Origin of the sequence: Pseudomethylobacillus aquaticus, from assembly GCF_003730115.1 — a bacterium.
Lineage (GTDB): Bacteria > Pseudomonadota > Gammaproteobacteria > Burkholderiales > Methylophilaceae > Pseudomethylobacillus > Pseudomethylobacillus aquaticus.
The window spans coordinates 46,897-72,426 of the sequence record NZ_RJVP01000005.1; the positions used below are offsets into that span (position 1 = coordinate 46,897).

The 25,530-nt window shown below is 59.0% G+C and carries 23 protein-coding genes and 1 tRNA gene; 17 read left to right on the forward strand and 7 right to left on the reverse strand.

Annotated features, from left to right (window positions below; translation table 11 throughout):
* Positions 1 to 27 precede the first annotated feature (27 nt).
* Together thiL and mog are read right to left on the reverse strand one after the other, a co-directional pair.
* A complete protein-coding gene (gene thiL / locus ED236_RS09530) occupies positions 28 to 1,005 on the reverse strand; it encodes a thiamine-phosphate kinase (RefSeq protein WP_123237748.1) in 978 nt (325 codons plus the stop codon).
* Positions 1,006 to 1,024: 19 nt separating this feature from the next.
* Complete coding sequence (gene mog / locus ED236_RS09535; protein WP_123237749.1) at positions 1,025 to 1,615, reverse strand: molybdopterin adenylyltransferase; 591 nt, start codon at positions 1,613 to 1,615, stop codon at positions 1,025 to 1,027.
* A 173-nt stretch (positions 1,616 to 1,788) separates the two neighbouring features.
* On the opposite strand from mog, the gene ED236_RS09540 reads away from it, so the two are divergent.
* Both ED236_RS09540 and ED236_RS09545 read left to right on the forward strand, forming a co-directional pair.
* Positions 1,789 to 2,442 (forward strand): PDZ domain-containing protein, encoded by a 654-nt coding sequence (locus ED236_RS09540; RefSeq protein WP_162299605.1) that lies wholly within the window; start codon positions 1,789 to 1,791, stop codon positions 2,440 to 2,442.
* Positions 2,443 to 2,580: 138 nt separating this feature from the next.
* Complete coding sequence (locus ED236_RS09545; protein ID WP_123237886.1) at positions 2,581 to 4,677, forward strand: site-specific recombinase; 2,097 nt, start codon at positions 2,581 to 2,583, stop codon at positions 4,675 to 4,677.
* A 135-nt stretch (positions 4,678 to 4,812) separates the two neighbouring features.
* Here the strand turns inward: ED236_RS09545 and yjgA are convergent, their stop codons facing one another.
* The gene (gene yjgA / locus ED236_RS09550) at positions 4,813 to 5,361 is read right to left on the reverse strand and encodes a ribosome biogenesis factor YjgA (RefSeq protein WP_240032108.1); all 549 of its coding nucleotides are present in this window, start codon (positions 5,359 to 5,361) and stop codon (positions 4,813 to 4,815) included.
* A 60-nt stretch (positions 5,362 to 5,421) separates the two neighbouring features.
* Between yjgA and pmbA the strand changes: the two genes are divergently transcribed.
* Positions 5,422 to 6,762, forward strand: a complete 1,341-nt coding sequence (gene pmbA / locus ED236_RS09555) for a metalloprotease PmbA (protein ID WP_240032109.1) — start codon at positions 5,422 to 5,424, stop codon at positions 6,760 to 6,762.
* Positions 6,763 to 6,940: 178 nt separating this feature from the next.
* Here pmbA and ED236_RS09560 read toward each other — a convergent pair whose 3' ends face one another.
* The 3 genes from ED236_RS09560 to ED236_RS09570 all read right to left on the reverse strand — a co-directional run bounded on the left by ED236_RS09560 (position 6,941) and on the right by ED236_RS09570 (position 8,691).
* Positions 6,941 to 7,963 carry an MlaA family lipoprotein gene (locus ED236_RS09560; RefSeq protein WP_123237753.1) on the reverse strand — a complete coding sequence of 341 codons (1,023 nt, stop codon included), beginning with the start codon at positions 7,961 to 7,963 and terminating at the stop codon, positions 6,941 to 6,943.
* A 223-nt stretch (positions 7,964 to 8,186) separates the two neighbouring features.
* Entirely contained in the window at positions 8,187 to 8,408 is a 222-nt protein-coding gene (locus tag ED236_RS09565) for an RNA-binding S4 domain-containing protein (protein ID WP_123237754.1), read from the reverse strand.
* Between the two features lie 198 nt (positions 8,409 to 8,606).
* A tRNA-Leu gene (locus tag ED236_RS09570) sits at positions 8,607 to 8,691 on the reverse strand.
* Positions 8,692 to 8,735: 44 nt separating this feature from the next.
* Between ED236_RS09570 and rnr the strand changes: the two genes are divergently transcribed.
* The 12 genes from rnr to der all read left to right on the forward strand — a co-directional run bounded on the left by rnr (position 8,736) and on the right by der (position 22,470).
* On the forward strand, positions 8,736 to 11,174 hold the full coding sequence (gene rnr / locus ED236_RS09575) for a ribonuclease R (RefSeq protein ID WP_123237755.1): 2,439 nt from the start codon (positions 8,736 to 8,738) through the stop codon (positions 11,172 to 11,174).
* Complete coding sequence (gene rlmB / locus ED236_RS09580; RefSeq protein WP_123237756.1) at positions 11,171 to 11,920, forward strand: 23S rRNA (guanosine(2251)-2'-O)-methyltransferase RlmB; 750 nt, start codon at positions 11,171 to 11,173, stop codon at positions 11,918 to 11,920. Before rnr ends, rlmB begins: the two co-directional genes overlap by 4 nt.
* Before the next feature lie 93 nt (positions 11,921 to 12,013).
* Positions 12,014 to 12,421, forward strand: coding sequence for a nucleoside-diphosphate kinase (ndk, locus tag ED236_RS09585; RefSeq protein WP_123237757.1), 408 nt, complete (start codon positions 12,014 to 12,016; stop codon positions 12,419 to 12,421).
* Positions 12,422 to 12,438: 17 nt separating this feature from the next.
* Positions 12,439 to 13,578, forward strand: coding sequence for a dual-specificity RNA methyltransferase RlmN (gene rlmN / locus ED236_RS09590; protein ID WP_123237758.1), 1,140 nt, complete (start codon positions 12,439 to 12,441; stop codon positions 13,576 to 13,578).
* A gap of 124 nt (positions 13,579 to 13,702) precedes the next feature.
* Positions 13,703 to 14,641, forward strand: a complete 939-nt coding sequence (locus ED236_RS09595; protein WP_123237759.1) for a RodZ domain-containing protein — start codon at positions 13,703 to 13,705, stop codon at positions 14,639 to 14,641.
* On the forward strand, positions 14,638 to 15,954 hold the full coding sequence (gene ispG / locus ED236_RS09600; protein ID WP_123237760.1) for a flavodoxin-dependent (E)-4-hydroxy-3-methylbut-2-enyl-diphosphate synthase: 1,317 nt from the start codon (positions 14,638 to 14,640) through the stop codon (positions 15,952 to 15,954). Before ED236_RS09595 ends, ispG begins: the two co-directional genes overlap by 4 nt.
* 17 nt (positions 15,955 to 15,971) lie before the next feature.
* Positions 15,972 to 17,288, forward strand: a complete 1,317-nt coding sequence (gene hisS / locus ED236_RS09605) for a histidine--tRNA ligase (RefSeq protein WP_123237761.1) — start codon at positions 15,972 to 15,974, stop codon at positions 17,286 to 17,288.
* Complete coding sequence (locus tag ED236_RS09610) at positions 17,285 to 18,160, forward strand: ATP-binding cassette domain-containing protein (protein ID WP_123237762.1); 876 nt, start codon at positions 17,285 to 17,287, stop codon at positions 18,158 to 18,160. The genes hisS and ED236_RS09610 overlap by 4 nt, the downstream gene beginning before the upstream one ends.
* Positions 18,160 to 18,963: an ATP-binding cassette domain-containing protein gene (locus ED236_RS09615; RefSeq protein WP_123237887.1), complete on the forward strand. Its 804-nt coding sequence runs from the start codon at positions 18,160 to 18,162 to the stop codon at positions 18,961 to 18,963. Before ED236_RS09610 ends, ED236_RS09615 begins: the two co-directional genes overlap by 1 nt.
* Before the next feature lie 12 nt (positions 18,964 to 18,975).
* Complete coding sequence (locus ED236_RS09620; RefSeq protein ID WP_123237763.1) at positions 18,976 to 19,602, forward strand: YfgM family protein; 627 nt, start codon at positions 18,976 to 18,978, stop codon at positions 19,600 to 19,602.
* 138 nt (positions 19,603 to 19,740) lie between these two features.
* Positions 19,741 to 20,946, forward strand: coding sequence for an outer membrane protein assembly factor BamB (bamB, locus tag ED236_RS09625; protein WP_240032110.1), 1,206 nt, complete (start codon positions 19,741 to 19,743; stop codon positions 20,944 to 20,946).
* A 42-nt stretch (positions 20,947 to 20,988) separates the two neighbouring features.
* Positions 20,989 to 22,470 (forward strand): ribosome biogenesis GTPase Der, encoded by a 1,482-nt coding sequence (gene der / locus ED236_RS09630; RefSeq protein ID WP_123237764.1) that lies wholly within the window; start codon positions 20,989 to 20,991, stop codon positions 22,468 to 22,470.
* Positions 22,471 to 22,765: 295 nt separating this feature from the next.
* On the opposite strand, the gene ED236_RS09635 is transcribed toward der, so the two are convergent.
* A complete protein-coding gene (locus ED236_RS09635) occupies positions 22,766 to 23,572 on the reverse strand; it encodes an outer membrane protein assembly factor BamD (protein ID WP_123237765.1) in 807 nt (268 codons plus the stop codon).
* A 63-nt stretch (positions 23,573 to 23,635) separates the two neighbouring features.
* Between ED236_RS09635 and rluD the strand changes: the two genes are divergently transcribed.
* Both rluD and pgeF read left to right on the forward strand, forming a co-directional pair.
* Positions 23,636 to 24,754: a 23S rRNA pseudouridine(1911/1915/1917) synthase RluD gene (gene rluD, locus ED236_RS09640; protein WP_123237766.1), complete on the forward strand. Its 1,119-nt coding sequence runs from the start codon at positions 23,636 to 23,638 to the stop codon at positions 24,752 to 24,754.
* Positions 24,723 to 25,490 (forward strand): peptidoglycan editing factor PgeF, encoded by a 768-nt coding sequence (gene pgeF, locus ED236_RS09645; protein WP_123237767.1) that lies wholly within the window; start codon positions 24,723 to 24,725, stop codon positions 25,488 to 25,490. Before rluD ends, pgeF begins: the two co-directional genes overlap by 32 nt.
* Positions 25,491 to 25,530 lie beyond the last annotated feature (40 nt).

The window sequence follows — 25,530 nt, forward strand, 5'->3', positions numbered from 1 at the left end:
TGTTATGTTCCATGAGGCGGGTCGTCCCTAAGCCGGGCTGGCCTGGTTGAAATGGTCGTAGCCATGCTGGCTGAGCTGCATGATGATTTGATCGAGGTCGCGCACCATCAGGCCAGGCGTCGCCGTGACCTGGCCTATGCAGCTGACCGGCAAGCCAAGCAGGCCTGCCAGCTTGGCGATCTCGCCGTGATTACGTGTGGGTGCGGTGAAACACAGCTCATAGTCATCACCGCCGGCCAGCACCATCTGCTGCACGGCAGGGTCTGTCATGCGCTGATGCATCAGGCGTGAGATGGGCAGGCGTCCCAGATGGATCTCGGCACCTGTGCCTGAGGCTTTCAAGATATGCCCCAGGTCCGCCAGCAGACCGTCAGAGATATCGATGGCGCTATGCGCCATCATGTTGATGAGCAGCCCCAGTTCCACGCGCGGGGTAGGCTGATGCAGCGCACTGATGCAGCTTTCCAGCTCCTCTGCGCTCAGCGCATAGCGCTGTTGCAGTGCGGCCAGCGCCAGTGCGGCGTTGCCCAGCGTGCCGGACACCCAGATATCGTCACCGACCTTGGCACCGCTGCGCTTCAAGGCCTTGCCCGGGGCGACTTCGCCCATGATCTGCACGCTGATGGCTAGCGGGCCGCGCGTGGTGTCGCCGCCGATCAGGTCTACCTGATAGCGGTTCGCGCAGGCAAACAGGCCTGCACTGAATGCGCTCAGCCAGGCCTGGTCGGCTGCGGGCAATGCGATGGCCAGAGTGGCCCATTTGGGCAGTGCGCCCATGGCAGCCATGTCGGACAGGTTCACCGCCAGACTCTTCCAGCCCAGCAGGCGCGGGTCGGCGTCAGGGAAGAAGTGCGTGCCAGCGACCAGCATGTCCGCCGAAACCGCCAGCTGCATGCCCGGTGTGATGTCGAGCAGGGCGGCATCATCACCTATCCCCAGTGTGGTGTGGCGGGTGGCACGCCTGAAATGGCGGGTGATCAGGTCGAATTCGGGGGAGGTGGTCATGGTCTGGGGGATCTGGCTTTCAGCTGGCGGGCTTGACGGCGGATTTGGGGCGGAAGGCGTTGACGATGTGTTCGCGGGTTTCGATATACGGCGCACCTATCAGATCCAGACAGTAAGGTACGGCGGCGAAGATGCCATGCACCAGCGTGTTGCCGGCCTCATCCTTGAGGCCTTCCAGCGTCTGCGCGATGGCCTTGGGTTGTCCTGGCAGGTTGATGATGAGGCTTTGCTTGCGGATCACCGCCACCTGGCGCGACAGGATGGCCGTGGGCACGAAATTCAGGCTGATCTGCCGCATCTGCTCGCCAAAGCCCGGCATCTCCTTGTCGGCGACGGCCAGTGTAGCTTCCGGCGTCACATCGCGCAGTGCCGGGCCGGTGCCGCCGGTGGTGAGCACCAGGTCGCAGCCTTCATGATCGACCAGGTCGCGCAAGGTGGCTTCGATTTCCGGCTGTTCGTCCGGGATGACGCGTGCGACGGATTGCCAGGGCGTCAGCAGGGCCTGGTCCAGCCAGTTGCGCAGGCTGGGGATGCCCAGATCTTCATAGACACCGCTGGAGGCACGGTCGCTGATGGAAACGATGCCGATGCGAATGAATTGTTTGCTCATATTGGAGGTCTACGCTGTGAGTCTGTTGCTCGATTGAGTACTGTTGCGGCGAAATGCAGCAACTGAAGCCTTCAACCATTTATCATACCATCGTGTCGGTATCAGGCCGACCACCCCAGGAGAGGATATTCATGCGCCGTTTAGTGTGTTCGTTGATGTTGGTAGGACTTAGCTTGCAAGCCTGGGCGGCGGATAATCCGTATACCAAGCATTATGTCGACCGTTCACAGGCAGGCTTGCCGCTGCAGCCCGATCCAGCCGGGCCCAAGCTGTTCCGTGGCACCCAGAAGGATGTCGATGCCCAGAAGATGCTGGTCAAAGGCTATGACCTGATCGGGGAGGCGGCCTTCAATGCCACTGAAACCAGTCCGGAGCTGGCACTGGAGCAGGCCAAAAAGATCAAGGCAGATCTGGTACTGGTGTACGGCAGTGTGCTGACCAAGACACCGACCAGTGTGCAGCTCGATCAGTTGCGTGCGCAAAGCAAGGCAGGCGAAGCGCTTGATCTGAAGGAGGATACGCCCATCTATCAGTACGGGGCTTCCTACTGGGTCAAGCTGGCACCGCCGCTGATCGGCATCCATGTCAATGCCAAAGCCAGTCAGGATCAGGGCTTGAGCGTGATCGCCGTGGTGGAGGGCTCGCCTGCAGAGCAGGCAGGTATGCGTCAAGGCGATGTGGTCACTGCCATCGGGGATTCGGCCATCGTCAAGGTGGAAGCCTTGAGTGAGGCCGCCAAACGCTATGCAGGCCAGGCAGTGCCGGTGTACTGGTTGCGTGAAGGCCAGGTCATGCAATCCACCCTCAAGGTCAATACGCGCCCATAAGGGCTGTCCATGTCACGCTGGACTACCTGAACCGGAAAATGGCCGCTTGACGGCCATTTTTTTGCCTCAGATTTGCGCCTGACTTGCGTTAGACTGTAGTCAAGTTCATTACGCATCGCTGCCATTCACCCTCTTATGATGATCGAATCCATCCTCAGTCAATATCAACAACAAGGCGGGGATCCGGCCGGTTTGCTGGCCGAACTGGTCGCCGAGATCCGTCCGCCCCGACTCTCCCAGACCGACCACGCGGTGCATGCATTGCAGGCGCTGTGTCATGTGCTGAATGCCGATGCTGAAAAAGCCGCCTTGCTGCGCACGGCCATCCTGCAGTTGCTGGGTGAGCGTAAGCCACTGTCGCTGCTGGTCGATTCCGGTGTGCAGCCCAGCAGTGGCTTCTTTACCGAGCTGGCGCGCCGCATGGGCGACAAGATCCTGCCCGCCGCTATCGACCCGGGCTATCTCAAGGATCTGTTCAGCCTGATCTTCACGCGCCGTGACGACGACGTGTGGGTCAGCGCAGTGACGGATGGCGTGTGGTTGCAGTTGCTGGAGGCGCTGGATTTTGCCCAGGCGCCCGCTATTGCGGTGCAGTCCTGCAATGAAAGCCTGGTGGAAGCCGCACAGGTGTTGTCCTACCGTATCGCGGCGGCAGGCTTGGAACCCGAGCTGATCCGCAACCATCCAGAGCTGGAGAACCACCGTTCGCCCTTCGTCATGCAGAATCAGGAATTGCTGGCCAGCTTTGCAAGCACCACACAGGATGTGGAGCAGTTCCGTCATATCGAAGTCATGCTGGACCAGTGTCGCAGCGTCATCGCCCGTATCCGCCGTAACAGCTCGCAGACCGGCACCAGCATCCGGCTGACCTTTTTGCTGCAGCGTTTGACCCAGCAGCTGGTGCGCCTGCAGGCGCTGCTGGGGTTGATCGCGGGGAAAGGCGATGCCGGACAGCCGGCACGCTATGTGCAACTGTTCAAACTGCTGGTGCATGGTGAGTGCCACAAGAATGCCATCCGCCTGCACTGGCGCGAGAACATGGAGCTGCTGGCGCTGCGCGTGACCGAGAATGCCAGCCGCACCGGTGAGCACTACATCACTGAGACGCGCAGTGAATACTTTTCGCTGATGCGCTCTGCCATGGGGGCGGGCCTGATCGTGGGGGTGATGGCCATGATCAAGCTCATCACGGCTGGCCAGCATCATGCTCCATTGACCGAGGCGATCCTGTTCAGCCTGAACTACGGGCTGGGATTCGTGCTGATCCACATGCTGCATTTCACTGTGGCGACCAAACAGCCGGCCATGACGGCGGCGGCGATCGCAGCCAGCATCGATAACAGTGAAAGCCGTTCGCGTAACATGGACAAGCTGGTGAATATCATCGCGCAGACCATGCGTAGTCAGATCGCCGCCATCTTTGGCAATGTGGTGATCGCCATCCCCACGGCGATCGCGATCGGTGCGCTGGTGTATCTGGTCACCGGCGAGCATTTCGTTTCCACCGAGAAGGCGGGCCGACTACTGGCCGATATCGACCCTGTGCACAGTGGGGCACTGATCTATGCGGGCGTGGCTGGCGTTTGTCTGTTCTTGTCCGGCTTGATCGCGGGTTACCACGATAACCTGGCCATCTACGACAAGATCCCGCAGCGCCTGCGTGCCCTCAACTGGTTGCGGAGCTTGCTGGGCCGTCCGCGTCTGGACAGGCTGGCCAGCTATGTGGAGAACAATCTGGGTGCGCTGGCCGGTAACTTCTATTTCGGCTGCCTGCTGGGTGGCATGGCCGGCATCGGTGTGTTGCTGGGCTTGCCGATCGACATCCGCCACATCACGTTCTCGTCGGCGTTCTTTGGCTTCTCGTTAGTGGGCACTGACTTTGTGCTGCCACTGCAAGTGCTGTGGCTGTCCATGCTGGGCATCCTGCTGATCGGTGCGGTGAACCTGACGGTGAGCTTTACGCTTGCACTTTATGTGGCGATGAAATCACGCAAGGTGAGTTTTTCGCACTGGCGCTTGTTGCTGCGTACGCTGGCTATCCGGCTGTGGCAGAACCCGCGCCAGTTCCTGTTGCCACCCAAGCGCATGCGCACGCCAGCCGCAGACGAAGTTGCGGGCGTGACAGCAGCAGACGGCAAAGTGCAACAGAGCACGCAAGGGAGCGCGCATGCGCGCGCGCCAGATGCAGGTGAACGCGCGCCGGAGAAGAAGACGGTGATACGGTTGAATCATTAGCGCCTCAGCCCTCACAAAACACATCAGCGATCGCATATCGCGGACACCAAACGAAAATGACGCCTTTACTGGCGTCATTTTGTTTTCTACAGACTGGCTGATTAGTGGCTGGTCGCTTACTGACTGGTCTGCTGGCTAGTCCGGGCCTGGGGCTGAACTGGTTTCGGCCTCAGAAGTGCCAGCCTGATGCGTTTCCACCACTTCACGGATCACACGGAACAGTTCACGGCTACTTTTGGGGGGCTTATTCGCACTGAGTTCGCGCTGGCTGTTGCGTATCAGCGTGCGTATCTGCTGACTGTCCACCTGTGGGTAGCGGGCGATGAATTCAGACAAAGCGTCAGGCTCGCTCAGTAGTTGCTGGCGCAACCGCTCCAGTTGGTGGAAGTGCGCATTCTCGGCGGTGTGCTTGCCCTGCCAGCGTTGCAACTGATCCACGATAGGGGCCACGTCGATCTCGCGCATCAGGCTGCCTATGTACTGACGCTGGCGTCGGATGGCGCCATTGGCGGTGATTTTTTTGGCATCGGTGACCGCTTGCAGCAGCTTTTCCGGCAACTCCAGCTTGGTCAGCTGGTCTTTGGAAAGGGTGATCAGGGTTTCGCCGATGTGTTGCAGCTCATCCATGGCTGCTTTGCGTTTGGTTTTGCTCAAGGGCGCGTTGTCGGCGTCATCCTCACCCATGGTTGTCTCACTGGCTTTCATAGTGGGATATGATAACAGCTTTTTTCTGAGAGCCTTTTCGTGAGCGAGCCGCAATTTAGTTATTCCCTGGAACAATTGCAGCAAATGAGCACCGAGGTGCTGGCGATGACCCGGGCGGCGGGCGCCAGTGCCGCCGAGGCGGAAGTGAGCCTGGGCACCGGTCAGAACGTATCGGTACGCATGGGCGCGACCGAGACCATAGAATACAACCGTGACAAGGGCGTCTCGATCACCGTCTATTTCGGCCAGAAGCGTGGCCATGCCAGCAGCTCGGATCTTTCCTCACAGGCCCTGCAGGACACCGTGAACGCGGCCTGCAACATCGCACGCTATACCGCCAGCGATGATTATTGTGGTCTGGCCGACCCTGCTCTGATGGCGAGTGACATCCCGTCATTGGATCTGCATCACCCCTGGACCTTGACGGTGGATGAGGCGCTGGAACTGGCGCAGCGCACCGAAGCGGCCGCACTGGCGGTGGATACGCGCATCAATAATTCCGAGGGTGCTACGGTCTCCACCTACGAAGGCATGTTCGTGTATGCCAACACGCATGGTTTCTGTGCGGGCTACCCCAGCTCGCGTCATAGCCTCAGTTGTTCAGTGATCGCCGAGCATGAAGACAGCATGCAGCGCGACTATTGGTACAGCACGGCACGCTGCGCGCAGGATCTGCAAGCCGCCTATCATGTGGGGCGCGTAGCCGGTGAACGTACGGTGCGCAGGCTCAACCCGCGTCGCGTGAAAACAGCGCAGGTGCCGGTGTTGTTCGAGGCGCCATTGGCGTCCGGGTTGATCTCCAGCCTGATCTCGGCGGTATCAGGGGGCAATCTGTATCGTCAGTCCTCCTTCCTGCTGGATAGCCTGGGCAAGACCGTGGCATCGCCGCTGCTCACCATCACGGAACAGCCGCATCTGCCACGCGGTCTGGCCAGCGCGCCCTTCGATAATGAAGGCGTTGCAACGACAGCGCGTACTTTGCTGGATGGCGGTGTGCTGCAAGGCTACGTATTGTCGAGTTATTCTGCTCGCAAGCTGGGCATGCAGACCACCGGCAACGCAGGCGGGAATCACAATCTGATCGTGTCACATGGTGATCTGGATATGACGGGCCTGCTCGCTGCCATGGGCACTGGCTTGCTGGTGACAGAGTTGCTTGGACATGGCCTGAACATGGTCACCGGCGACTATTCGCGTGGCGCTGCCGGTTTCTGGGTAGAGAACGGGGTGATCGCTTACCCGGTCGAGGAGATCACCATCGCCGGTAATATGCGCGACATGTTGTTGCAGATCGTCGCGATCGGTAATGATGTATTGACGCAAGGCTCCAAGCAGGTGGGCTCCATCCTCATCGAGCGCATGACGGTGGCGGGGGATTGAGGTCGCGGCAGTCGGGTCGCGGCAATCGGGTCGCGCCGCGCAGATTGCTCGCCATGCCATGGCCTGAATGCGCTGGACCTGAATGATAGAGATGAAAAAGCCCCATGCATGGGGCTTTTTCGTTTGCTGCTGGCTGCTACCGGGCTGGGCCTGGTGCTGCTTGATATAGCTGTTTGGCTTAGTTGCTGCTTGCTGTGGCAACCGTCATTTCTGTTGCGGTTGTCTCTTGTTTACTCGTCTCTTGGCTGGTCTTTTGATTGCTGGTCGTTTGTTCAGCCGTGGTTTCGGCTTTGGGCTCTTCAACGATCACAGCCTGTTCTTCGGCTGGTACCCTTGCTGTTGCTGCATGTTCAGTGGCTTCTACAGCGCTAGGGCTGGTCTCGTTGGCTGCTGCAGAGGAGGGTGCTTCTGAGCTCGCGGCTGGTGAACTGGAAGCTGGTGAACTGGCTGCTGGAGCAGGCTCTTTTGCTTTTTCAGCTGGCAGATCTTCGCCATATTCGTCATCGTCATCACGCGCTCCGGCAACGCCATCGTTGATCTGATTCTGACGGCGCTGCAGATAAGCATCACGCATGAACGCATAAGGGTCCAGCGCAGCATCATCCAGCAAATCGCTGGCAGGCAGATATTGGGCGCGCAGGTCGATGAATTTAACGACACGTGCCTGGTTACGTGTTGCGACATGGTCCACGTAGCCGATCGGGTCAAACAGGGCGGTGTCGACCGCGAAACCTGCCGTGTCACGCAGTGTGCTTGGGCCTATGAATGGCAGCACGATGTAAGCGCCGCTGCCTACGCCCCAGTGGCCCAGCGTCTGGCCGAAATCTTCACTGTGCTTGGGGATGCCGTCCATGGAAGCGACATCGATCAGCCCCAGCACGCCTACCGTGCTATTGATCACCACTCGACCCAGGTCATCCATGGCGCGATCGAACTTGAATTGCAGCAGGTTGTTGACTGCCGTCACGACAGTCCCTAGGTTGCTAAAGAAGTTGTTGACGCCGGTGCGAATCGGGCTGGGCAAGACCGCCTTGTAGGCGCCAGCGATCGGCTTGATCACCGCCTTGTCAGCGGTGTCATTGAATTTGTATACGCCGCGATTGAATCCTTCCAGCGGATCCTTGTTGGCTTGACTGGCGCAACCACTCAATACGAGCGCCATGACCAGGGTGGCGACTAAACCGGAAGCATTGATGCGCATACGTGATATCCATCTGGTAAAAAATTGAGCCAACTATAAATTGCGCTATCAATACACTTTACGCGCTATTCATCGAAAATACTTTAACCGAGCCATTTGGGCTTGTCTACTTTTATCCATGCGACACCCCAATGCGGGGGATATGCGCCCTGGATAGAGGCTTGCTAGACGCCTTGCGACCCTGCTTCTACTTTGAATACTGGGGCGAGATCGCCGCCAGCCTTCAGGCGCTGATCACCAGAATGCAGGTCGCGGCATACGTTACTTGTTGTCCGGCACGGATCTTGGCGGTTTTGCGCAGTTCCACTGCGCCATCCACCTTGACCAGGCCTTGAGCGACCAGCGCTTTGCCGCTGCCACCACTATCAGCGCAGCCGGTCAGCTTGAGCAGGTTGCATAATTCGATGTAATCGGATTGCAGTTGGAACTGGATGGGTGTGTTCATGATGGCATACTCAAGTGTCGCTCAGCGAGGTTTTCAGCTTTGGCTGCAACTGTGGGACAATACGTTGTGCTTTACCCATCACTATCATCGCCACTGTTGAACAAAACGACCAGGTTAAACGCCAAGCTGAAGAAAAAGAAAAGCCGCATCGGCGAACCGGCTGCGGCTATCTGTTACAACAATTTATCACCAATTACTTGGTGCCCAGAAGAGGACTCGAACCTCCACATCTTTCGATACTAGTACCTGAAACTAGCGCGTCTACCAATTCCGCCATCTGGGCGATGGGTCAATCAAAGAACGCGCATTCTATAGGAAAGACACACTTTGTCAACGAGAAAAAAACAACGCAACGCAGATCCACACGCACAGCGTGAAGCAGAGAACTACGCCAACCCACTACCCAGCCGCGAGTTCATTATGGAAACCATGGCAGAACAAGGCGTTCCTGTCATGGTCGAGGTGCTGTACGAGTTATTGCACATCGCGGAAGAGGAGCGCGAGATCTTTCATCGCCGCCTCAACGCCATGGAGCGTGAAGGCCAGATCATCCGTAATCGCAAGGGCGCTTTGTGCATCGCAGAGAAGATCCACCTGATCGCCGGCCGGGTGCATGGCCATGCTGAGGGCTTTGGTTTTCTGATCCCGGACCAGGGCGGCGATGACATCTTTTTATCACCACGCGAGATGTCGCAGGTGCTGCACGGCGACCGTGTCATGGTGCGTCCAGCCGGGCTGGACCGTCGTGGCCGTCCGGAAGGGCGCATCGTCGAGGTGCTGGAACGCAATACCAACAAGCTGGTGGGCCGGGTGATCCGTGCGCATGGCGTGACCATCGTGGCGGCAGAAGACAAGCGCGTGAATCAGGACATCCTGATCCCGTATCATCTGGACATGAACGCCAAGGACGGTCAGGTGGTGATGGTGGAGTTGACCGATCAGCCTTCGTCCTCTGCCAAACCCATGGGCAAGGTCGTCGAGATCCTGGGTAACTATGCCGATTCCGGCATGGAGATCGAGATCGCGCTGCGCAAGCATCAGCTGCCCTATGAGTTCAGCCATGCAGCCGTGCAGCAGGCTGAAAACTACCCCAAGCTGGTGCAGGCCAAAGACTGGAAAGGCCGTATCGACCTGCGCGAGCTGCCGCTGGTCACCATAGACGGCGAAACCGCGCGTGACTTTGACGATGCGGTCTACGCCGAGCCACAAGGCAAGGGTTGGCGTCTGGTGGTGGCGATCGCGGATGTGAGCTTCTATGTGAAGCCGGGCGATGCGCTGGACAAGGATGCTTATGAACGCGGCAACTCGGTGTATTTCCCGCGCCGTGTGATCCCGATGTTGCCAGAGGCACTATCCAACGGCCTGTGTTCGCTGAACCCGGATGTAGAGCGCTTGTGCATGGTGTGCGATATGCAGATCGACGCGCTGGGTGCGGTCAAGCGTTACCAGTTCTACCCATCGGTGATGCGCTCCAAAGCGCGTATGACCTACACCCAGGTGTTCGACATCATCAGCCACCCGGACGGTGAGCTGGCTAAACAATATGCCTGGCTGGTGCCGCATGTGGGGCATCTGTACCGCCTGTACCAGATCATGCTCAAGGCGCGCGAGCAGCGTGGTGCCATCGAGTTTGAAAGCGGCGAGACCATGATGGTGTTCGATGACAACGGCAAGATCGCGCGTATCGACCCGGTCAAGCGTAACGAAGCGCATCGTTTGATCGAAGAGTGCATGCTGGCCGCCAACGTGTGTGCATCGGACTATCTCAAAACCAACGAGCACCCGGTGCTGTACCGTATCCACGAAGGCCCCACGCCTGAAAAGCTGGAAGCACTGCGCACTTTCATGGGTGAGTTCGGCTTTGGTGTAGGCGGTGGGGATACCCCGCATGCCAAGGATTATGGCAAGTTGCTGGCGCGCATCAAGGGCCGTCCAGACGAGCAGTTGTTGCAAACCGTGTTGCTGCGTTCCATGCAGCAGGCGGTGTACAGCCCGGACAATATCGGTCACTTCGGCCTGGCTTACGAGTCCTACACCCACTTCACCTCGCCGATCCGCCGTTACCCGGATCTGCTGGTGCATAGAGCCATCAAGGCAGTGCTGGAAGGTGCGCAGTACCGTGCCGGTAACTGGCATGAGCTGGGCAAACACTGTTCCATGACCGAACGTCGTGCCGATGATGCCACGCGGGATGTGCAGGCCTGGCTCAAGTGCTATTACATGCAGGACAAGATAGGCGAAGTGTTCGACGGCACCGTGGCGGGTGTGACCAGTTTTGGTTTGTTCATCGCGCTGGACGGGGTGTATGTCGAAGGCCTGCTGCATGTCACCGAACTGGGCAACGATTACTTCAATTACGACAAGGCGCGCCATGAGATGGCGGGTGAGCGTACCGGAGTGCGTTACCGTCTCGGCGACCGTCTGCGCGTGAAAGTCAGCCGGGTTGATCTGGAAACCAGTAAAATAGACTTCGTTCTGGTCGATAAAGCCACGGCGGTTGAACCATCTGGCGCTGAATCGCCGTCACCAGCCCAGCGTACCCTGTCCGTGAAGTCAGCGTCAGTGAAGTCAGCGCATGAGGCGACGGCCCGGGCTGATCGCGCTGGAGCAGCCAAGCCGCCTGCTGGCCGCGCGCCAGCCCCACGCAGAAGTCGCGGGCCAGGAAAATCCGTGGTCAAGCCAGGCAGCAAGCAAGCCGCTGGTCAGCCCCGGGTTGCCAGTAAACCTAAAAAATCCAGCACTGCCAAGGTCAAGAAAAGCAAATGAGTGAATCCCGTATCCTGTTCGGCTTCCATGCCGTTTTAAGCCGTCTCAGGCAACACGCCGCCAGCATCCAGGAGATCCTGATCGATCGGGATCGCGTCGATGCCCGCATGAAAGACCTGCTCAACATGGCCGAGAGTGCCGGTGTGCGTCTGATGCAGGTGGAACGTAGCCGCCTCGACGGCATGGCCGGTCCCAATGGCCGCCATCAGGGCGTGATCGCCCGCGTGGTGGATACCCCCATCCCCTATATGGACATCCATGACATCCTGGAATCCGGTCTCGATGAGCCGCCGTTCTTCCTGGTGCTGGATGGCGTGGAAGATCCGCACAACCTGGGCGCCTGCCTGCGCGTGGCCGATGCCATGGGCGTGCATGCCGTGATCGCCCCCAAGGATAGAGCAGTGGGTCTGAATGCCACCGTGCGCAAAGTGGCCTGTGGCGCTGCCGAGACCGTGCCCTTCATTGCGGTGACCAATCTGGCGCGTACCTTGCGCGAGCTGCAAGAGGCGGGCGTGTTCGTGATCGGCACGGCCGCCGATGCGCCGTCCGACCTGTTCAGCACCAAGCTGACGGGTCCGCTGGCGCTGGTGCTAGGGGCGGAAGGCACTGGCTTGCGCCGGCTGACCGCCGAGAATTGTGATGCGCTGGTGGGCATTCCCATGTTCGGCTCGGTCGAGAGTCTGAATGTCTCGGTGGCCAGTGGTATTTGTCTCTACGAGGCACGTCGCCAGCGTAATCTGGGCTGATCCCGCAGCGTCTGACGCTGTATTGAGGTTTATTTCGGGCCGCTTAAATGTTATTTTATCGGTCTTTTCAATGTGTTAACTTTTGGAGTCATCATGGCTGTAGAACGTACCCTTTCCATCATCAAACCTGACGCAGTTGCCAAGAACGTGATTGGCCAGATTTATACCCGCTTCGAGTCCAACGGCCTGAAGATCGTGGCTGCAAAAATGGCCCAACTGAGCCAGGCTGAAGCAGAAGGCTTCTACGCCGTGCACAAAGAGCGTCCTTTCTTCAAGGCGCTGGTTGAGTTCATGATCTCCGGCCCGGTGATGATCCAGGCGCTGGAAGGCGAGAACGCAGTGCTGAAGAACCGTGAACTGATGGGCGCGACCAATCCCAAGGATGCAGCACCAGGCACCATCCGTGCTGACTTCGCAGAAAGCATCGACGCCAATGCGGTACACGGTTCCGATTCTGCTGAAAACGCAGCCATCGAAATCGCTTACTTCTTCGGCAAGTAATACAAGGCTGTCGCGTTTTGATCAATCTGCTCGATTTCAGTCAGCCGCAGCTCGCCGCCTTCTTTCAGGAGCGCGGTGAGAAGCCGTTTCGCGCCAAGCAACTGATGCGCTGGATGCATCATTTTGGCGTGCAGGATTTCGAGCAGATGACGGATATCGCCAAGGCCCTGCGCCAGAAGCTGGCACTGGAGGCGGACATCACCCCGCCCGAGGTGCAGTTGGAGCAGGTGTCTGATGACGGCACCCGCAAATGGCTGATCGCCACGGGTACCGGCAATGCGGTCGAGACCGTGTTTATCCCGGAATCGGACCGTGGCACGCTGTGCGTGTCCTCGCAAGTAGGCTGTGCCCTGGAGTGTACCTTCTGCTCCACTGGCCGCCAGGGATTCAACCGTAATCTGCGTGTCTCCGAGATCATCGGCCAGTTGTGGGTGGCCAATGCCTCGCTGCGTCAGGACTATGGTTACGACATGCTGCCGCCTGGCGAACGCATCATCAGCAATGTGGTGATGATGGGCATGGGCGAGCCGCTCGCCAATTACGACAACGTGGTCACCGCCATGCAGATCATGCTGGACGACTCGGCGTATGGCTTGAGTCGCCGCCGTGTGACCTTGTCCACCAGCGGCATGGTGCCCGCCATGGACAGGCTCAAGGAAGACTGTCCGGTGGCGCTGGCTGTTTCGCTGCATGCGCCTAACGATGCGCTGCGCGATGTGATCGTGCCCATCAACAAGAAATACCCGCTCAAGGCACTGATGGCGGCCTGCCAGCGTTATCTGGTCAAAGCGCCACGCGATTTTGTGACCTTTGAATATGTGATGCTGGACGGTGTCAATGACAGTGCCGAGCATGCGCGCGAACTGATCGCGCTGGTGCGCGATGTGCCCTGCAAATTCAACCTGATTCCATTCAACCCCTTCCCGGATAGCGGCTACAATACGTCCAGACCGGACAATATTCGCCGCTTCCGCGATCTGCTGATGCAAGCTGGCCATATCGTCACCACGCGCAAGACGCGCGGCGATGACATCGATGCCGCCTGTGGCCAGTTGGCGGGCATGGTGCAGGACAAGACCAAGCGCACGGCATTGCGCGCTGCGCAGTCCATGGATGCGTTGCCTGCCGGGACGATACCGATCGCGCAGCTTGACTGATCTCAAGTAAGGTTCGGCTCGATATACTCGATATACAAGGCTAGATACAGAGTGTGCAGGCCGATTGTCCCGGCCTGTAAAACAGCCAGGAACAGACAGAACTCTTAAAGCACCCAGGATTAAGATGCAGACAGACCAATCCGTGATTCCCCCAGAAGGCGCTGTGTCCGGCGCATCCAGCACCCCGCGACTTGGCGAGACCTTGATTGCAGCGCGTGAGGCCATGCAGCTCAAGGTTGAAGACGTGTCGGCCCGCTTGCGACTGAGCGTGCAGCAGGTGCGTGCTCTGGAATCTGAGGAGTTCTCGGCCTTGCCTGACCCCATGATCACGCGTGGTTTCATCCGTAACTATGCACGCTTGTTGCAGATCGATGCCGAGCCGCTGATCGAGATCCACCGTCAACTTGCCCCGGCCGCGACGCTGCGACCCCTGACGCTGCTGTCCGAGAACATCCCCATGCAAAGCCCGCGCCGTCGCTCCTGGCTGGTGTACGCCGTGGTGATCGTGGTGTTGCTGGCTATCGCCGGTGTCTGGCATAGCTTGAACAGGCCGCTGGCTGTGGATTTGACGCCAGAGGCACCCGCTCCAGAGTCCGTGCCATTACCACCCGCTCCTGCATCGGAATTGCCACCTGGTGGCGAGCTATCCGCTGTGGTTCCAGAAGTAACGAATGCCGCCCCCGCAGCGGAGCCATCTAGTGTCGAGGCCGCTCCAGCGACTGAGCCGTCCACCGTGACTGAAGCCACGCCAGCCGAGCCTGCAGTCGTCACCCCGGCACCTGCCACCACCACGTCCACGTCCACCACGGCGACCGGCGCAACTGCCAGAGTCGAATTCAGCTTTTCCGAAAATAGCTGGGTCGGCGTGCGTGATGCCGACGGCAAGGAAATATTCAACAAAAGCAAGGCGGCAGGTAAAACCGATTTTGTGGAAGGCAAGCCACCGTTCAGCATTGTTATCGGTAATGCTTCCGGTACCAGCCTGACGTTCAATGGCAAGCCGGTGGATCTGGCGCCCCATACCAGCTTGAATGTTGCCCGATTGACGCTGGGGGCGCCGTGAGTCAAGTATCCCGTCTCGCGCGCCGCCCTTGTCGGCGCGTCATGATCGGCCATGTGGCAGTGGGGGGCGATGCCTCGGTGGTGGTGCAATCCATGACCAATACCGATACCGCCGATGCCGACGCCACCGTGCGACAGGTGTTCGAGTTGTGGCAGGCGGGCTCGGAAGTAGTGCGCATCACCGTCAACTCGCCCGAGGCTGCTGCTCAGGTCGGCAACATCCGCCGTCAGCTCGATGCACTGGGTTGCAACGTGCCGCTGGTCGGCGATTTTCATTACAACGGCCACAAGCTGCTGAATCAGTACCCAGACTGTGCCCAGGCGCTCGCCAAATACCGCATCAATCCAGGCAATGTAGGCAAGGGCAGCAAGCGCGATGAACAGTTCGCCGCCATGATAGAGACCGCCGTGCGCTACGATAAGCCGGTGCGCATCGGCGTCAACTGGGGCAGTCTGGACCAGGCCAAGATGGCGCGCATGATGGACGAGAACGCGCAGCTGGCGGAGCCGCTATCTGCCGACGCGCTGATGCGTGAAGCGCTGATCCAGTCTGCGCTGGAAAGCGCACAACAGGCCGAGCAGCTGGGCTTGTCGGCTGACAAGATCATCATCTCCTGCAAGGTCAGCGATGTGCAGGACTTGATCAAGGTCTACCGTGAGCTTGGTCAGCGCTGCGATTACGCGCTGCACCTTGGCCTCACCGAGGCCGGCATGGGTTCCAAGGGCATCGTCGCCTCCACAGCGGCGCTGTCGGTACTGCTGCAGGAAGGCATAGGCGACACCATCCGCGTGTCGCTGACGCCGGAACCGAACGAATCGCGCACCAAGGAAGTCATCGTGGCGCAGGAGATCCTGCAGACCATGGGCATACGCTCGTTCACGCCACTGGTGACGGCTTGCCCCGGTTGCGGGCGCACCACCTCCACTTATTTCCAGGAATTGGCGCAACAGATCCAGCGTTATCTGCGTGAGCAGATGCCAGTGTGGCGCAAGCAATATCCAGGCGTGGAGTCCATGAGCGTGGCGGTGATGGGTTGCGTGGTGAATGGGCCGGGCGAATCCAAGCTGGCCAATATCGGCATCAGTTTGCCTGGCACCGGTGAAGTGCCGGTCGCGCCCGTGTTCGTGGACGGTGAAAAGACTGTCACTCTCAAGGGCGACAATATCGCCGCCGAATTCCAGCACATCGTCGAAGACTATGTGCAGCAACACTATGCCGAAGGCGGTAAGTTGCGTGCCTTGTTGCCAGTCGATCTGATGGCGGCAGGCCAGACTTCAGCACCCCCGCGTGTGATCCCGCTCAAGGCGATCTAACTCTTTTTCCAGAATCTATGGCTGAAAACAATAAAAACACGCAGTTCCAGAGCATCAAAGGGTTTTACGACATCCTGCCCGAGCACACCCCGCTCTGGCTCAAGCTGGAAGATACAGCCCGTCAGGTGCTGGGCCAATATGGCTATCGCAATATCCGCATGCCGGCGGTGGAATCCACCGATCTGTTCGTGCGCAGCGTGGGTGAGCATACCGACATCGTCGAAAAAGAGATGTATTCCTGGGTGGACGAGCTGAATGGCGATCGTCTCACGCTGCGCCCGGAAGGCACGGCTGGTTGCGTACGCGCCGTGGTCGAGCACAGCCTCACCTACAATGGCCCGCAGCGTCTGTGGTACATGGGCCCCATGTTCCGTCACGAGAATGTACAAAAAGGCAGGCAGCGCCAGTTCCACCAGATCGGTGCCGAAGCGTTCGGCTATACCGGCCCCGATGTCGAAGCCGAGCAGATCATCATGCTGGCACGCTTGTGGCGTGCGCTGGGCTTGACCGATGTGGAGCTGCAGATCAACACCATAGGCGATGCCAGCGAGCGCGCCGAATACCGCAAGACCCTGATCGCCTATTTTGAGCAGCATGCCGGGTTGCTGGACGAGGATGCCAGGCGGCGCCTGCACAGCAACCCCTTGCGCATCCTGGACAGCAAGAATCCGCGCATGCAGGCCATGATAGAAGCGGCACCCAAACTCATGGATCAACTGGGTGCGGAAACCCGCGTGCATTACGACGGTCTATGCCGCATGTTGCAGGAGGCAGGCGTTGCCTTCGTGCACAATCCACGTCTGGTGCGTGGTCTGGATTATTACAACCGCACCGTGTTCGAGTGGGTGACCACGCGCCTGGGGAGTCAGGGCACCATCGCAGGTGGTGGGCGTTATGACACGCTGGTCGAACGCCTTGGCGGCCAGCCGACACCGGCATGTGGTTTTGCCATGGGCATGGAACGTATTTTTCTGCTGATGCAGGAATATGGCGTGACAGCCTCCGACGCGCCGGATGTGTACCTGATCAACGTGGGTGCGGAAGCCGAGCGGCTGGCATTGAACGTGGCCGAGCAATTGCGTGAAGCTGGCTTGTCAGTGGCCATGCATGCCGGTGGCGGCAGTTTTAAATCGCAAATGAAAAAAGCGGATCGTAGCGGCGCACGTTATGCGGTAATCATCGCTGAAGATGAGGTCAGGGTCGGGCAAGTCAGTCTCAAGCCCTTGCGTGAAGCCGGGCAACAACGTAGCTGTAGTGTTAACGAATGCATAGCGCAATTAAACATAGCGCAATTAAACATGGCGCAATTAAACAAGGAGCAACTCAAGACATGACCCCGCTGCTACAAGTGGATGGATTGACGGTGGTGCCGCGTGCGGCGCCCGGGCGCTGTTTGGTCAGCGATGTTTCCTTCACTTTGCAGCCAGGCAAGACCACCTGCGTGGTGGGCGAATCCGGCAGTGGCAAAAGCCTGACTGCCCTGGCGGTGATGGGCTTGCTCTCCAGGCAATTGCAGCGCACGCGGGGCAGTATCCGTTTTCAGGGTCAGGGACTGACCACGCTGGATGCAGAAGCCATGCGCCGCATCCGTGGCCGCAGCATAGGCATGATCTTTCAGGAGCCGATGACCTCACTGAACCCGGTGTTGACCATAGGCCATCAGATCGGCGAGCCGCTCAGCGTACACCTGGGCCTGCGTGGCCGCGCATTGCAGGCACGCATCGCCGGCCTGCTGCAACAGGTCGGCATTCCGCCTGAACGTGCTAACAGCTACCCGGATGAGTTGTCCGGCGGCCAGCGTCAGCGCGTGATGATCGCCATGAGCATCGCCTGTGAACCGGCCATGTTGATCGCCGACGAACCTACCACAGCCCTTGATGTGACCGTGCAGGCGCAGATCCTGCGGCTGCTGGATGAATTGAAGACCCGCATGAACATGGGCATGCTGTTCATCACCCATGATTTCGGTGTGGTGGCCGATATCGCGGACGATGTGGTGGTCATGTTCCGCGGCGAGGTGGTGGAATACGGCAGCGTGGATCAGGTACTCAACCGGCCGCAGCACCCTTATACCAAAGCCTTGCTGGCCTGCGTGCCGGATGCCGATGGCAAGAAACCCCTGCTACCTATCGATTATGCCTGGCTGGAGCAACAGCCAGCCACCACAGCGGCCAATCTCCAACACAGCATGAGCGAGCCTGCATGATGACCAGCCCCATACTCACGGCACGTAAGCTGGTCAAAACCTACACCCAGCGCAGCGGGAAATTCGGCCTTGGCAGTCACAGCTTCCGTGCCCTTGATGAAGTCAGTATCAGCTTGTCAGCCGGTAGCACACTGGCGGTTGTGGGCGAATCCGGTAGCGGCAAGTCGACGCTGGCACGTTGTCTGTTACAATTGCTGCCCTTGGACAGCGGCGAAGTGCTGTTCGAAGGCCGTAATCTGGCGACATTGTCCTCTGCGGCGCTGCGACAGGAGCGTCGCAATCTGCAGATGGTGTTCCAGGATCCGTTCGCTTCCTTGAATCCACGCATGAAGATCGGCGAGATCGTCGCCGAAGGGCTGTTGATTCACGGCATGGGCAATGCCGATGAGCGCCGCGAGCGTGTGCTGCAGATGTTGAAGCGCGTCGGCCTGCAGGAAGCCGACATGCAGAAATATCCGCACCAGTTCTCGGGTGGGCAACGCCAGCGTATCGGCATCGCCCGCGCGCTGGTGCTGCAACCCAAGGTGGTGGTATGCGACGAGCCGGTGTCGGCACTGGATGTGTCCATACAGGCCCAGATCCTTCTGTTATTGAAGGACCTCCAGCAGGAAATGGCGCTGAGCTATGTGTTCATCAGCCACGATCTGCGCGTGGTTCGGCATATCGCGGATGAAGTGGTGGTGATGCACCAAGGCAAGGTGGTGGAGCAGGGTGCGGTGGAAGCGATTTATGCGGCTCCGCAACAGGCTTACACCCAAAATTTATTGAACTCAATCCCTGGCCGCCGTGCGGTGGCCGCGTAATTCTGGATAACTATGGCCTACGATTTAGAAGAGCAGGAACAGCTGGACGCATTCAAGACCTGGTGGAAAGCGAACGGCAGCAAAGTGATCAGCGCAGTCATCGCAGTCGCGGTGGCCTTCATCGCCTACGAAGGCTGGAACATCTATCAGCGTCAACAAACAGCCAAGGCTTCCGAGCTGTATGCCGCGTTGACCAAGCTGGAGGCCAGCGACACCAAGAACATCCAGGCACAGGCGGCGCAGTTGATCGATGGCTATGCCTCCACGCCATACGCAGGGCGTGCAGCGTTGCTGGCTGCCAAGACCAACTATCTGGCAAAAGACGTGAAGACGGCCAAGTCCCAGTTGCAATGGGCGAGCGAGAATGGCACCGAAGATGCGGTACGTGCCTTGGGCCTGCTGCAGCTGGCTGGCTTGCAACTGGAAGAAAAAGCATACGATGAAGCATTGAAGACGCTGGCTGAAGAGCATGCGGCAGGTTTTGATGGTTTGTTCGCTGACTTGCGCGGTGACGTGCTGGTAGCGCAAGGTAACAAAGAAGAGGCCAAGAAAGCGTATCAGCAGGCGCTGAATGAGCTGGACCCGCAGAACCGTTACCATCGCTTCACTTTGCAGAAGCTGGAAGCACTGGGCAGCTAAGGCAAGCGATGCAAGCCAGTGGCATGTGCTGCTGGTGATGCGGACCTCATGCGCCATCGGTCACCATCGCGGCTTGATCGAAAATGCCGAGTAACTCAAAAGCGTTGCCTCAACATCGCCGAGTGATAGGGGAATCAATTGTTGTTCAACCGTCTGAAATCCAAGCATCTACTGAAGCCATCCACTTGCTTGTTAGCGGGCCTGGTTGTTTTTTCGCTGACGGCCTGCAGTTCACTGTCTGGCCTCAAGGATAATCTGTCTGAAAGCATGTTCGGTCGCAAGCTGGCCGAGCCGCCAGTGCCACTGACCGAGTTCAAACCCAGGATGACTGCCAAGGTGCGCTGGAGTTACAAGCTGGGCGACACCATGGAATACGATTTCTCGCCAGTGGTGACTGGTGACGCCGTGTATGCCGCCAGTGCCGCTGGTGATGTGGTGCGGCTGGAGGCCGCAAGCGGTAAACAAGTATGGCGTGTGAGCGCAGGCGAACCACTAAGCGGCGGCATAGGCATCGCTCCGAATCTGGTGCTGGTCGGTACCGCTGGCGGCTATCTGATGGCCTATGACCAATCGGGCAAGTTATTATGGAAATCCAAGCTTAGCAGTCAGGTGCTCAGTGCGCCACGCGAAGCAGAAGGCATCATTGTGGTACGCACGGGCGACAGCCGCATCTACGGTATCAACGTCGCGGATGGTACGCGCAAATGGGTATACGAGCGCGCCACGCCTACCTTGAGTCTGCGTAGCAGTGCGGGCGTGACCATAGATCAGGGCGCTGTGTTTGCCGGGTTCGCGGGTGGCAAGCTGATCGCATTGCGTCTGGAAGATGGTTCCGTGGTGTGGGAGGTGTCAGTGGCCTTGCCCAAGGGCGCCACCGAGATCGAGCGTATCGCCGACATCACCAGCCTGCCTGTGGTGGAAGCCGGTCTGGTGTATGCCGCTGCCTATCAGGGCAAGATCGCAGGCGTGGACCGTGCGGCGGGCCGTGTGGTGTGGAGTCGTGACATCTCCAGTTATACCGGTATCGATGCCGAAGACAGTCGCGTCTATCTGTCACATGCAACGGGCTCGGTCTATTCGCTGGATTACTTTAGCGGCAAGACCTTCTGGCGCCAGGGCAGTTTGCAGAACCGTCAGCTTAGTGCACCTTTGTTCATGGACAAGGCGATTGCGGTCGGCGATATCGAGGGTTATGTGCATTTCCTCGATTATGAAGATGGTAGTTTCGTGGCCAGAGTACGCGCTGGCGACAAGCCTGTCATGCCGCAAATGTCACGCCTGGGTGATCAGTCCGTGTTGCTGCAAACACGAGGTGGCGGCCTTTACGCTGTCGACCTTCAATAAGCATTCTTTAATAACCTTACTTCATCTATAGGCCGAACTGGCATGTTGCCCACCATCGTACTGGTAGGCCGACCCAATGTCGGCAAGTCTACTTTATTCAATCGCATGACCCGCACCCGCGACGCGCTGGTGGCGGATCTGCCCGGCCTCACGCGTGACCGCCACTATGGTCGCGGCTTGGGCGCAAGCCGGCCTTATCTGGTGGTGGACACCGGCGGTTTCGAACCCACTGCAGAAAGCGGCATCCTCAAGGAAATGGCGCGCCAGACGCTACTTGCCATCGATGAAGCCGATGTAATCATCTTCCTGGTGGATGGCCGTGATGGCATGACGCCACAGGACGGCGTGATCGCTGAGCGTCTGCGCAAGAGCCAGCGCCCGGTGTTGCTGGCGGTCAACAAGACCGAAGGCATGCAGCGCGCCATCGTGTCTGCCGAATTCCATGAGCTGGCGCTGGGTGACCCGCTATCGATCTCGTCTGCGCACGGTGAAGGCGTGCGTGATCTGGTCGAGCTGGCACTGGAATCTGCCCCGCCTGAAGAGGTTGAAGTGGCCGAGGTGCAGGATGACCGGCCACCCAAAGTGGCTATCGTCGGCCGCCCCAATGTGGGTAAATCCACGCTGGTCAATGCCTTGCTGGGCGAAGAGCGCGTGATCGCGTTCGACCAGCCCGGTACCACGCGTGACTCCATCGAGATCGCCCTGGAACGTGGTGGCAAGCATTACACCCTGATCGACACGGCTGGCGTGCGCAAGCGCGGCAAGGTGTTTGAAGCCATCGAGAAATTCTCGGTGGTGAAGACCATGCAGGCGATCGAAGAAGCCAATGTGGCGATCCTGGTGGTGGATGCGCAGGAAGGCATCACCGAGCAGGACGCACACGTCGCGGCGTATATCCTGGATGCCGGCCGTGCGCTGGTGGTGGCCATCAATAAATGGGATGGCCTCAAGGATGACGAGCGCGAATGGATCAAGCGCGAGATCGACCGCAAGCTGCAGTTCCTGGATTTTGCCAAGTTCCACTACATCTCGGCCCTGCGTAACAAGGGTCTGACCGAGCTGTTCCAGTCCGTGGACATGGCCTACAAGGCGGCGATGGCCAAGCTGCCCACTCCGCAGCTGACCCGCGTGCTCATCGATGCGATCGCCCAACATCAGCCTGCCGTCAGTCGCGGCATCCGTCCCAAGCTGCGTTATGCGCATCAGGGCGGTAGTAACCCGCCTATCGTCGTGGTGCATGGCAATCATGTGGACGGCATCAAGGACAGTTATGTACGCTTCCTGGAAGGCGTGTTCCGCAAGGTGTTCAAGCTGACCGGCACGCCTTTGCGTGTGCAGTTCAAGCAGGGTGAAAATCCGTTTGCGGAAGATCCGGATGCCCGCAAGCGCGGGGAAGGTATCGTGAGCATGCGCAGACGCAAGACCGAGCAGCGGGCAGAGCTCAATGCACGTGCACGTGAAGCGCGTGGCGAGGCTGTCAAGCGTCCGGCAGCAGTGCCGCGCAAGCGCGCTAGCAAGAAGTAAAAGCGCAGCACCAGAAAGTAGCCGCTAGCGCGGACCTCATGCAGGGTATCCTGTGGCGCTTGAGATACAGTGCGACACACTCTGCAGCAAGCGCGTGCGGCTCAAGCCATACAAGGTTGATGTTTTGTGCTTAAGCTTTGTGCTTATGAGCTGGCAGTGATGGGGGCGAGTAACATTGAACAGAAGATACAGCGCACAAGAGGGCTAGCGCTGTAAGTGGACGCTGGCCAGAATGCGCTCGGGCCAGCGCTTGTTCGATCGTACAGCTTTCAATCGGGCAGCTTGAGCGCAGCGCTTAATTGTAGATACTTTCCCAGAATTTCCACCACACGCGCTGGTCGGTTGGTGCGGCATTGGTCAGCATACGGCTGTCCGGGTAATTGGTTTTTAGCACACGCAGCGCGTCTTCCTTGAGGTCCTGTATCCCCAGCAGATCGTAGGCGCTGATCATGATGGTCAGCGCTTCTTCGGTCGAGTTGGAATTAGGATAGGTTTCCAGCGTATATTTGGCGCGGTTCAATGCGGCGACATAGGCTTTGCGCTTCATGTAGTAGCGCGCCACGTGCAGCTCGTGCGCTGCCAGCGTGTTGACCAGATAAGCCATGCGCAGGGTGGCATCCTTGGCATAGCGGCTTTCCGGGTAGCGCGTCACGACTTCCTTTAATGCGAAGAACGAATCGCGCAGGGATTTTGGATCGCGATCACTGATGGATTGCTTGGTCAGTCGCTCGACCACGCCACGCTCGTTGAATGTGGCCAGGCCGCGCATGTAGTAGGCATAGTCCACGTTGGGGTGGTTGGGGTGCAGCTTGATGAAGCGGTCTGCCGCTGCGATGGTCGCAGGAGGTTCATTCTTCTTGTGGTAAGCGTAGATCACTTCCAGCTGTGACTGGGTGGCGAAACGACCGTGCGGATAACGCGATTCCAGAATGCGGAAATAGCTGATGGCTTTTTCGTAATCGCTGGCGCTCATCGCCGCTTGTGCTTCGCTGTAGATACGCTGTACGTTCCAGCCCTTGGTGACATCCAGAGGTGCCGGGTCGCCGAAAATGGCGCAGCCGGTCAGCCAGAGCAGCGCGAATAAGGCTACACTATGTTTCATTACAAAGGCTCCACAAACGGACGCTCGACGATTCGAGCCGTCCTCTTGCACAGATTATAACTGATGACTTCTGCCACACCTATCACACTGACCGTTCCACCTGAGTGCGGCGGTTTACGCCTGGATCAGGCGCTGCAGCGCATGTTACCTGAACATTCACGCTCGCGTTTGCAAGCCTGGATCAAGGACGGCCAGATCACCATGGCACAGCAGCCTGTCACCTCCAAACTCAAGGTCTGGGGCGGCGAAAAGCTGGAGATCATGCTGCAGCCTGTGCCCCAGCAGCAGGCCTTTGTCGCGGAGGATATCCCGCTCGATATCGTCCATGAAGATGACCATATCCTGGTGATCAACAAACCGGCGGGTCTGGTAGTGCATCCTGCTGCAGGCAACTGGCAGGGCACCTTGCTGAACGGCTTGCTGCATCATGCGCCAGCGCTCGGTCAGTTGCCGCGTGCCGGCATCGTGCACCGCCTGGATAAAGATACCAGCGGCCTGCTGGTGGTGGCCAAAACGCTGGCGGCACAGACCAGTCTGGTGCGCCAGCTACAGGCGCGCACGGTCAAGCGGGAATACCGTGCCATCGTCTGGGGCCAGGTATGGCGTAACGGCAAGGTGGATCAGCCCATAGGCCGTCATCCACATGCGCGTACCAAGATGGCAGTGAATCGTCAGGGCAAACCAGCCGTCACCCAGTATGAGGTGCTGGAGCGCTTTGCGGTGCATACCTATATGCGCTGCCTGCTGCAGACTGGCCGTACCCATCAGATCCGGGTGCACATGCAGCATTTGCAGGCGCCGCTGGTGGGGGACGGGGTGTACGGCATCCGTGGCATCCTGCCGTTGCGCGCCATGACACCTGAATTGCGCACGGCGGTGAGCGGATTCGAGCGGCAGGCCTTGCATGCCATCCGCCTGGGCTTGATACACCCGCATACAGGTGAAGCCATGGAATGGCAAATCGACCTGGCACAAGACATGAAAGACCTGCTGGAAGCGATGCGCCAGGCACCGGAAGTGGCTGAGGAAGCCTATGTCTATGACCCGGAGCTGGATGGCTGGGGTGAAGACGATGAGGAGCTGGACGACGAGGATATACTCGAGGATGACCTTGAGCTGGCGGACGATACTGAATTGGAAGATGACGATGATGAACCGCCAGCCCCAGTGCATCCTGCCTGACTGGCCTGCGCCAGCCAATGTCAAGGCATTGCAGACCACGCGCCAGGGTGGCGTAAGCCTGGGGCCGTATGCGAGTTTGAATCTGGGTGAGTTCGTGTCAGATGACCCGCTGGCACTCGCCTGCAACCGTCAGCGTCTGGCACAGTGGCTGCCCAGTGAGCCGGTGTGGATCAAGCAGGTGCATGGGGTGGATGTCATCGATGCCGCTGCCGCACCTTGCGCACCGGTGGCGGATGCGGTGGTCAGCACACAGCGGCACGCCGTGTGTGCCATCACCACGGCAGATTGCCTGCCTGTGCTGTTATGCGACCGGGCCGGCACGGTGGTGGCAGCCGTGCATGCGGGCTGGAAAGGGCTGGCCGACGGGGCCGTCGAGGCGGCAGTCGCCCGTATGGCGGTGCCGACCGACACGCTGATGGCCTGGTTAGGTCCCGCCATCGGCCCACAAGCCTTTGAAGTGGGCAGTGAGGTGCGCGACATCTTCATCGCGCATCAAGCAGAAGCCGCCACCGCCTTTGTCGTTGCACCAGGGTCCGCGCCTGACACCGACACGCCAAAGTGGCTGGGTGATCTGTATCAACTGGCGCGATTGCGTCTGGAGCGACTCGGCATCAGCCAGGTCAGTGGTGGCGGTATCACCCAGTCGTTTTGCACCTACAGCGAACCGGAGCGTTTTTTTTCCTATCGCCGTGATGTGGTCACCGGCCGCATGGCCAGCCTGATCTGGCTGGACTGATATGCGGACGGTCGGCTTCTGCATCCCGTATAATCTCGCC

Excerpts from the sequence above, each read along its gene's own strand:
- thiL (WP_123237748.1), bottom strand. The coding sequence starts at position 1,005 with ATGACCACCTCCCCCGAATTCGACCTGATCACCCGCCATTTCAGGCGT.
- mog (WP_123237749.1), bottom strand. The coding sequence starts at position 1,615 with ATGAGCAAACAATTCATTCGCATCGGCATCGTTTCCATCAGCGACCGT.
- ED236_RS09545 (WP_123237886.1), top strand. The coding sequence starts at position 2,581 with ATGATCGAATCCATCCTCAGTCAATATCAACAACAAGGCGGGGATCCG.
- yjgA (WP_240032108.1), bottom strand. The coding sequence starts at position 5,361 with ATGGGTGAGGATGACGCCGACAACGCGCCCTTGAGCAAAACCAAACGC.
- ED236_RS09560 (WP_123237753.1), bottom strand. The coding sequence starts at position 7,963 with ATGCGCATCAATGCTTCCGGTTTAGTCGCCACCCTGGTCATGGCGCTC.
- ED236_RS09565 (WP_123237754.1), bottom strand. The coding sequence starts at position 8,408 with ATGAACACACCCATCCAGTTCCAACTGCAATCCGATTACATCGAATTA.
- rlmB (WP_123237756.1), top strand. The coding sequence starts at position 11,171 with ATGAGTGAATCCCGTATCCTGTTCGGCTTCCATGCCGTTTTAAGCCGT.
- ndk (WP_123237757.1), top strand. The coding sequence starts at position 12,014 with ATGGCTGTAGAACGTACCCTTTCCATCATCAAACCTGACGCAGTTGCC.
- ED236_RS09595 (WP_123237759.1), top strand. The coding sequence starts at position 13,703 with ATGCAGACAGACCAATCCGTGATTCCCCCAGAAGGCGCTGTGTCCGGC.
- hisS (WP_123237761.1), top strand. The coding sequence starts at position 15,972 with ATGGCTGAAAACAATAAAAACACGCAGTTCCAGAGCATCAAAGGGTTT.
- ED236_RS09610 (WP_123237762.1), top strand. The coding sequence starts at position 17,285 with ATGACCCCGCTGCTACAAGTGGATGGATTGACGGTGGTGCCGCGTGCG.
- ED236_RS09615 (WP_123237887.1), top strand. The coding sequence starts at position 18,160 with ATGACCAGCCCCATACTCACGGCACGTAAGCTGGTCAAAACCTACACC.
- ED236_RS09620 (WP_123237763.1), top strand. The coding sequence starts at position 18,976 with ATGGCCTACGATTTAGAAGAGCAGGAACAGCTGGACGCATTCAAGACC.
- der (WP_123237764.1), top strand. The coding sequence starts at position 20,989 with ATGTTGCCCACCATCGTACTGGTAGGCCGACCCAATGTCGGCAAGTCT.
- ED236_RS09635 (WP_123237765.1), bottom strand. The coding sequence starts at position 23,572 with ATGAAACATAGTGTAGCCTTATTCGCGCTGCTCTGGCTGACCGGCTGC.
- rluD (WP_123237766.1), top strand. The coding sequence starts at position 23,636 with ATGACTTCTGCCACACCTATCACACTGACCGTTCCACCTGAGTGCGGC.
- pgeF (WP_123237767.1), top strand. The coding sequence starts at position 24,723 with ATGAACCGCCAGCCCCAGTGCATCCTGCCTGACTGGCCTGCGCCAGCC.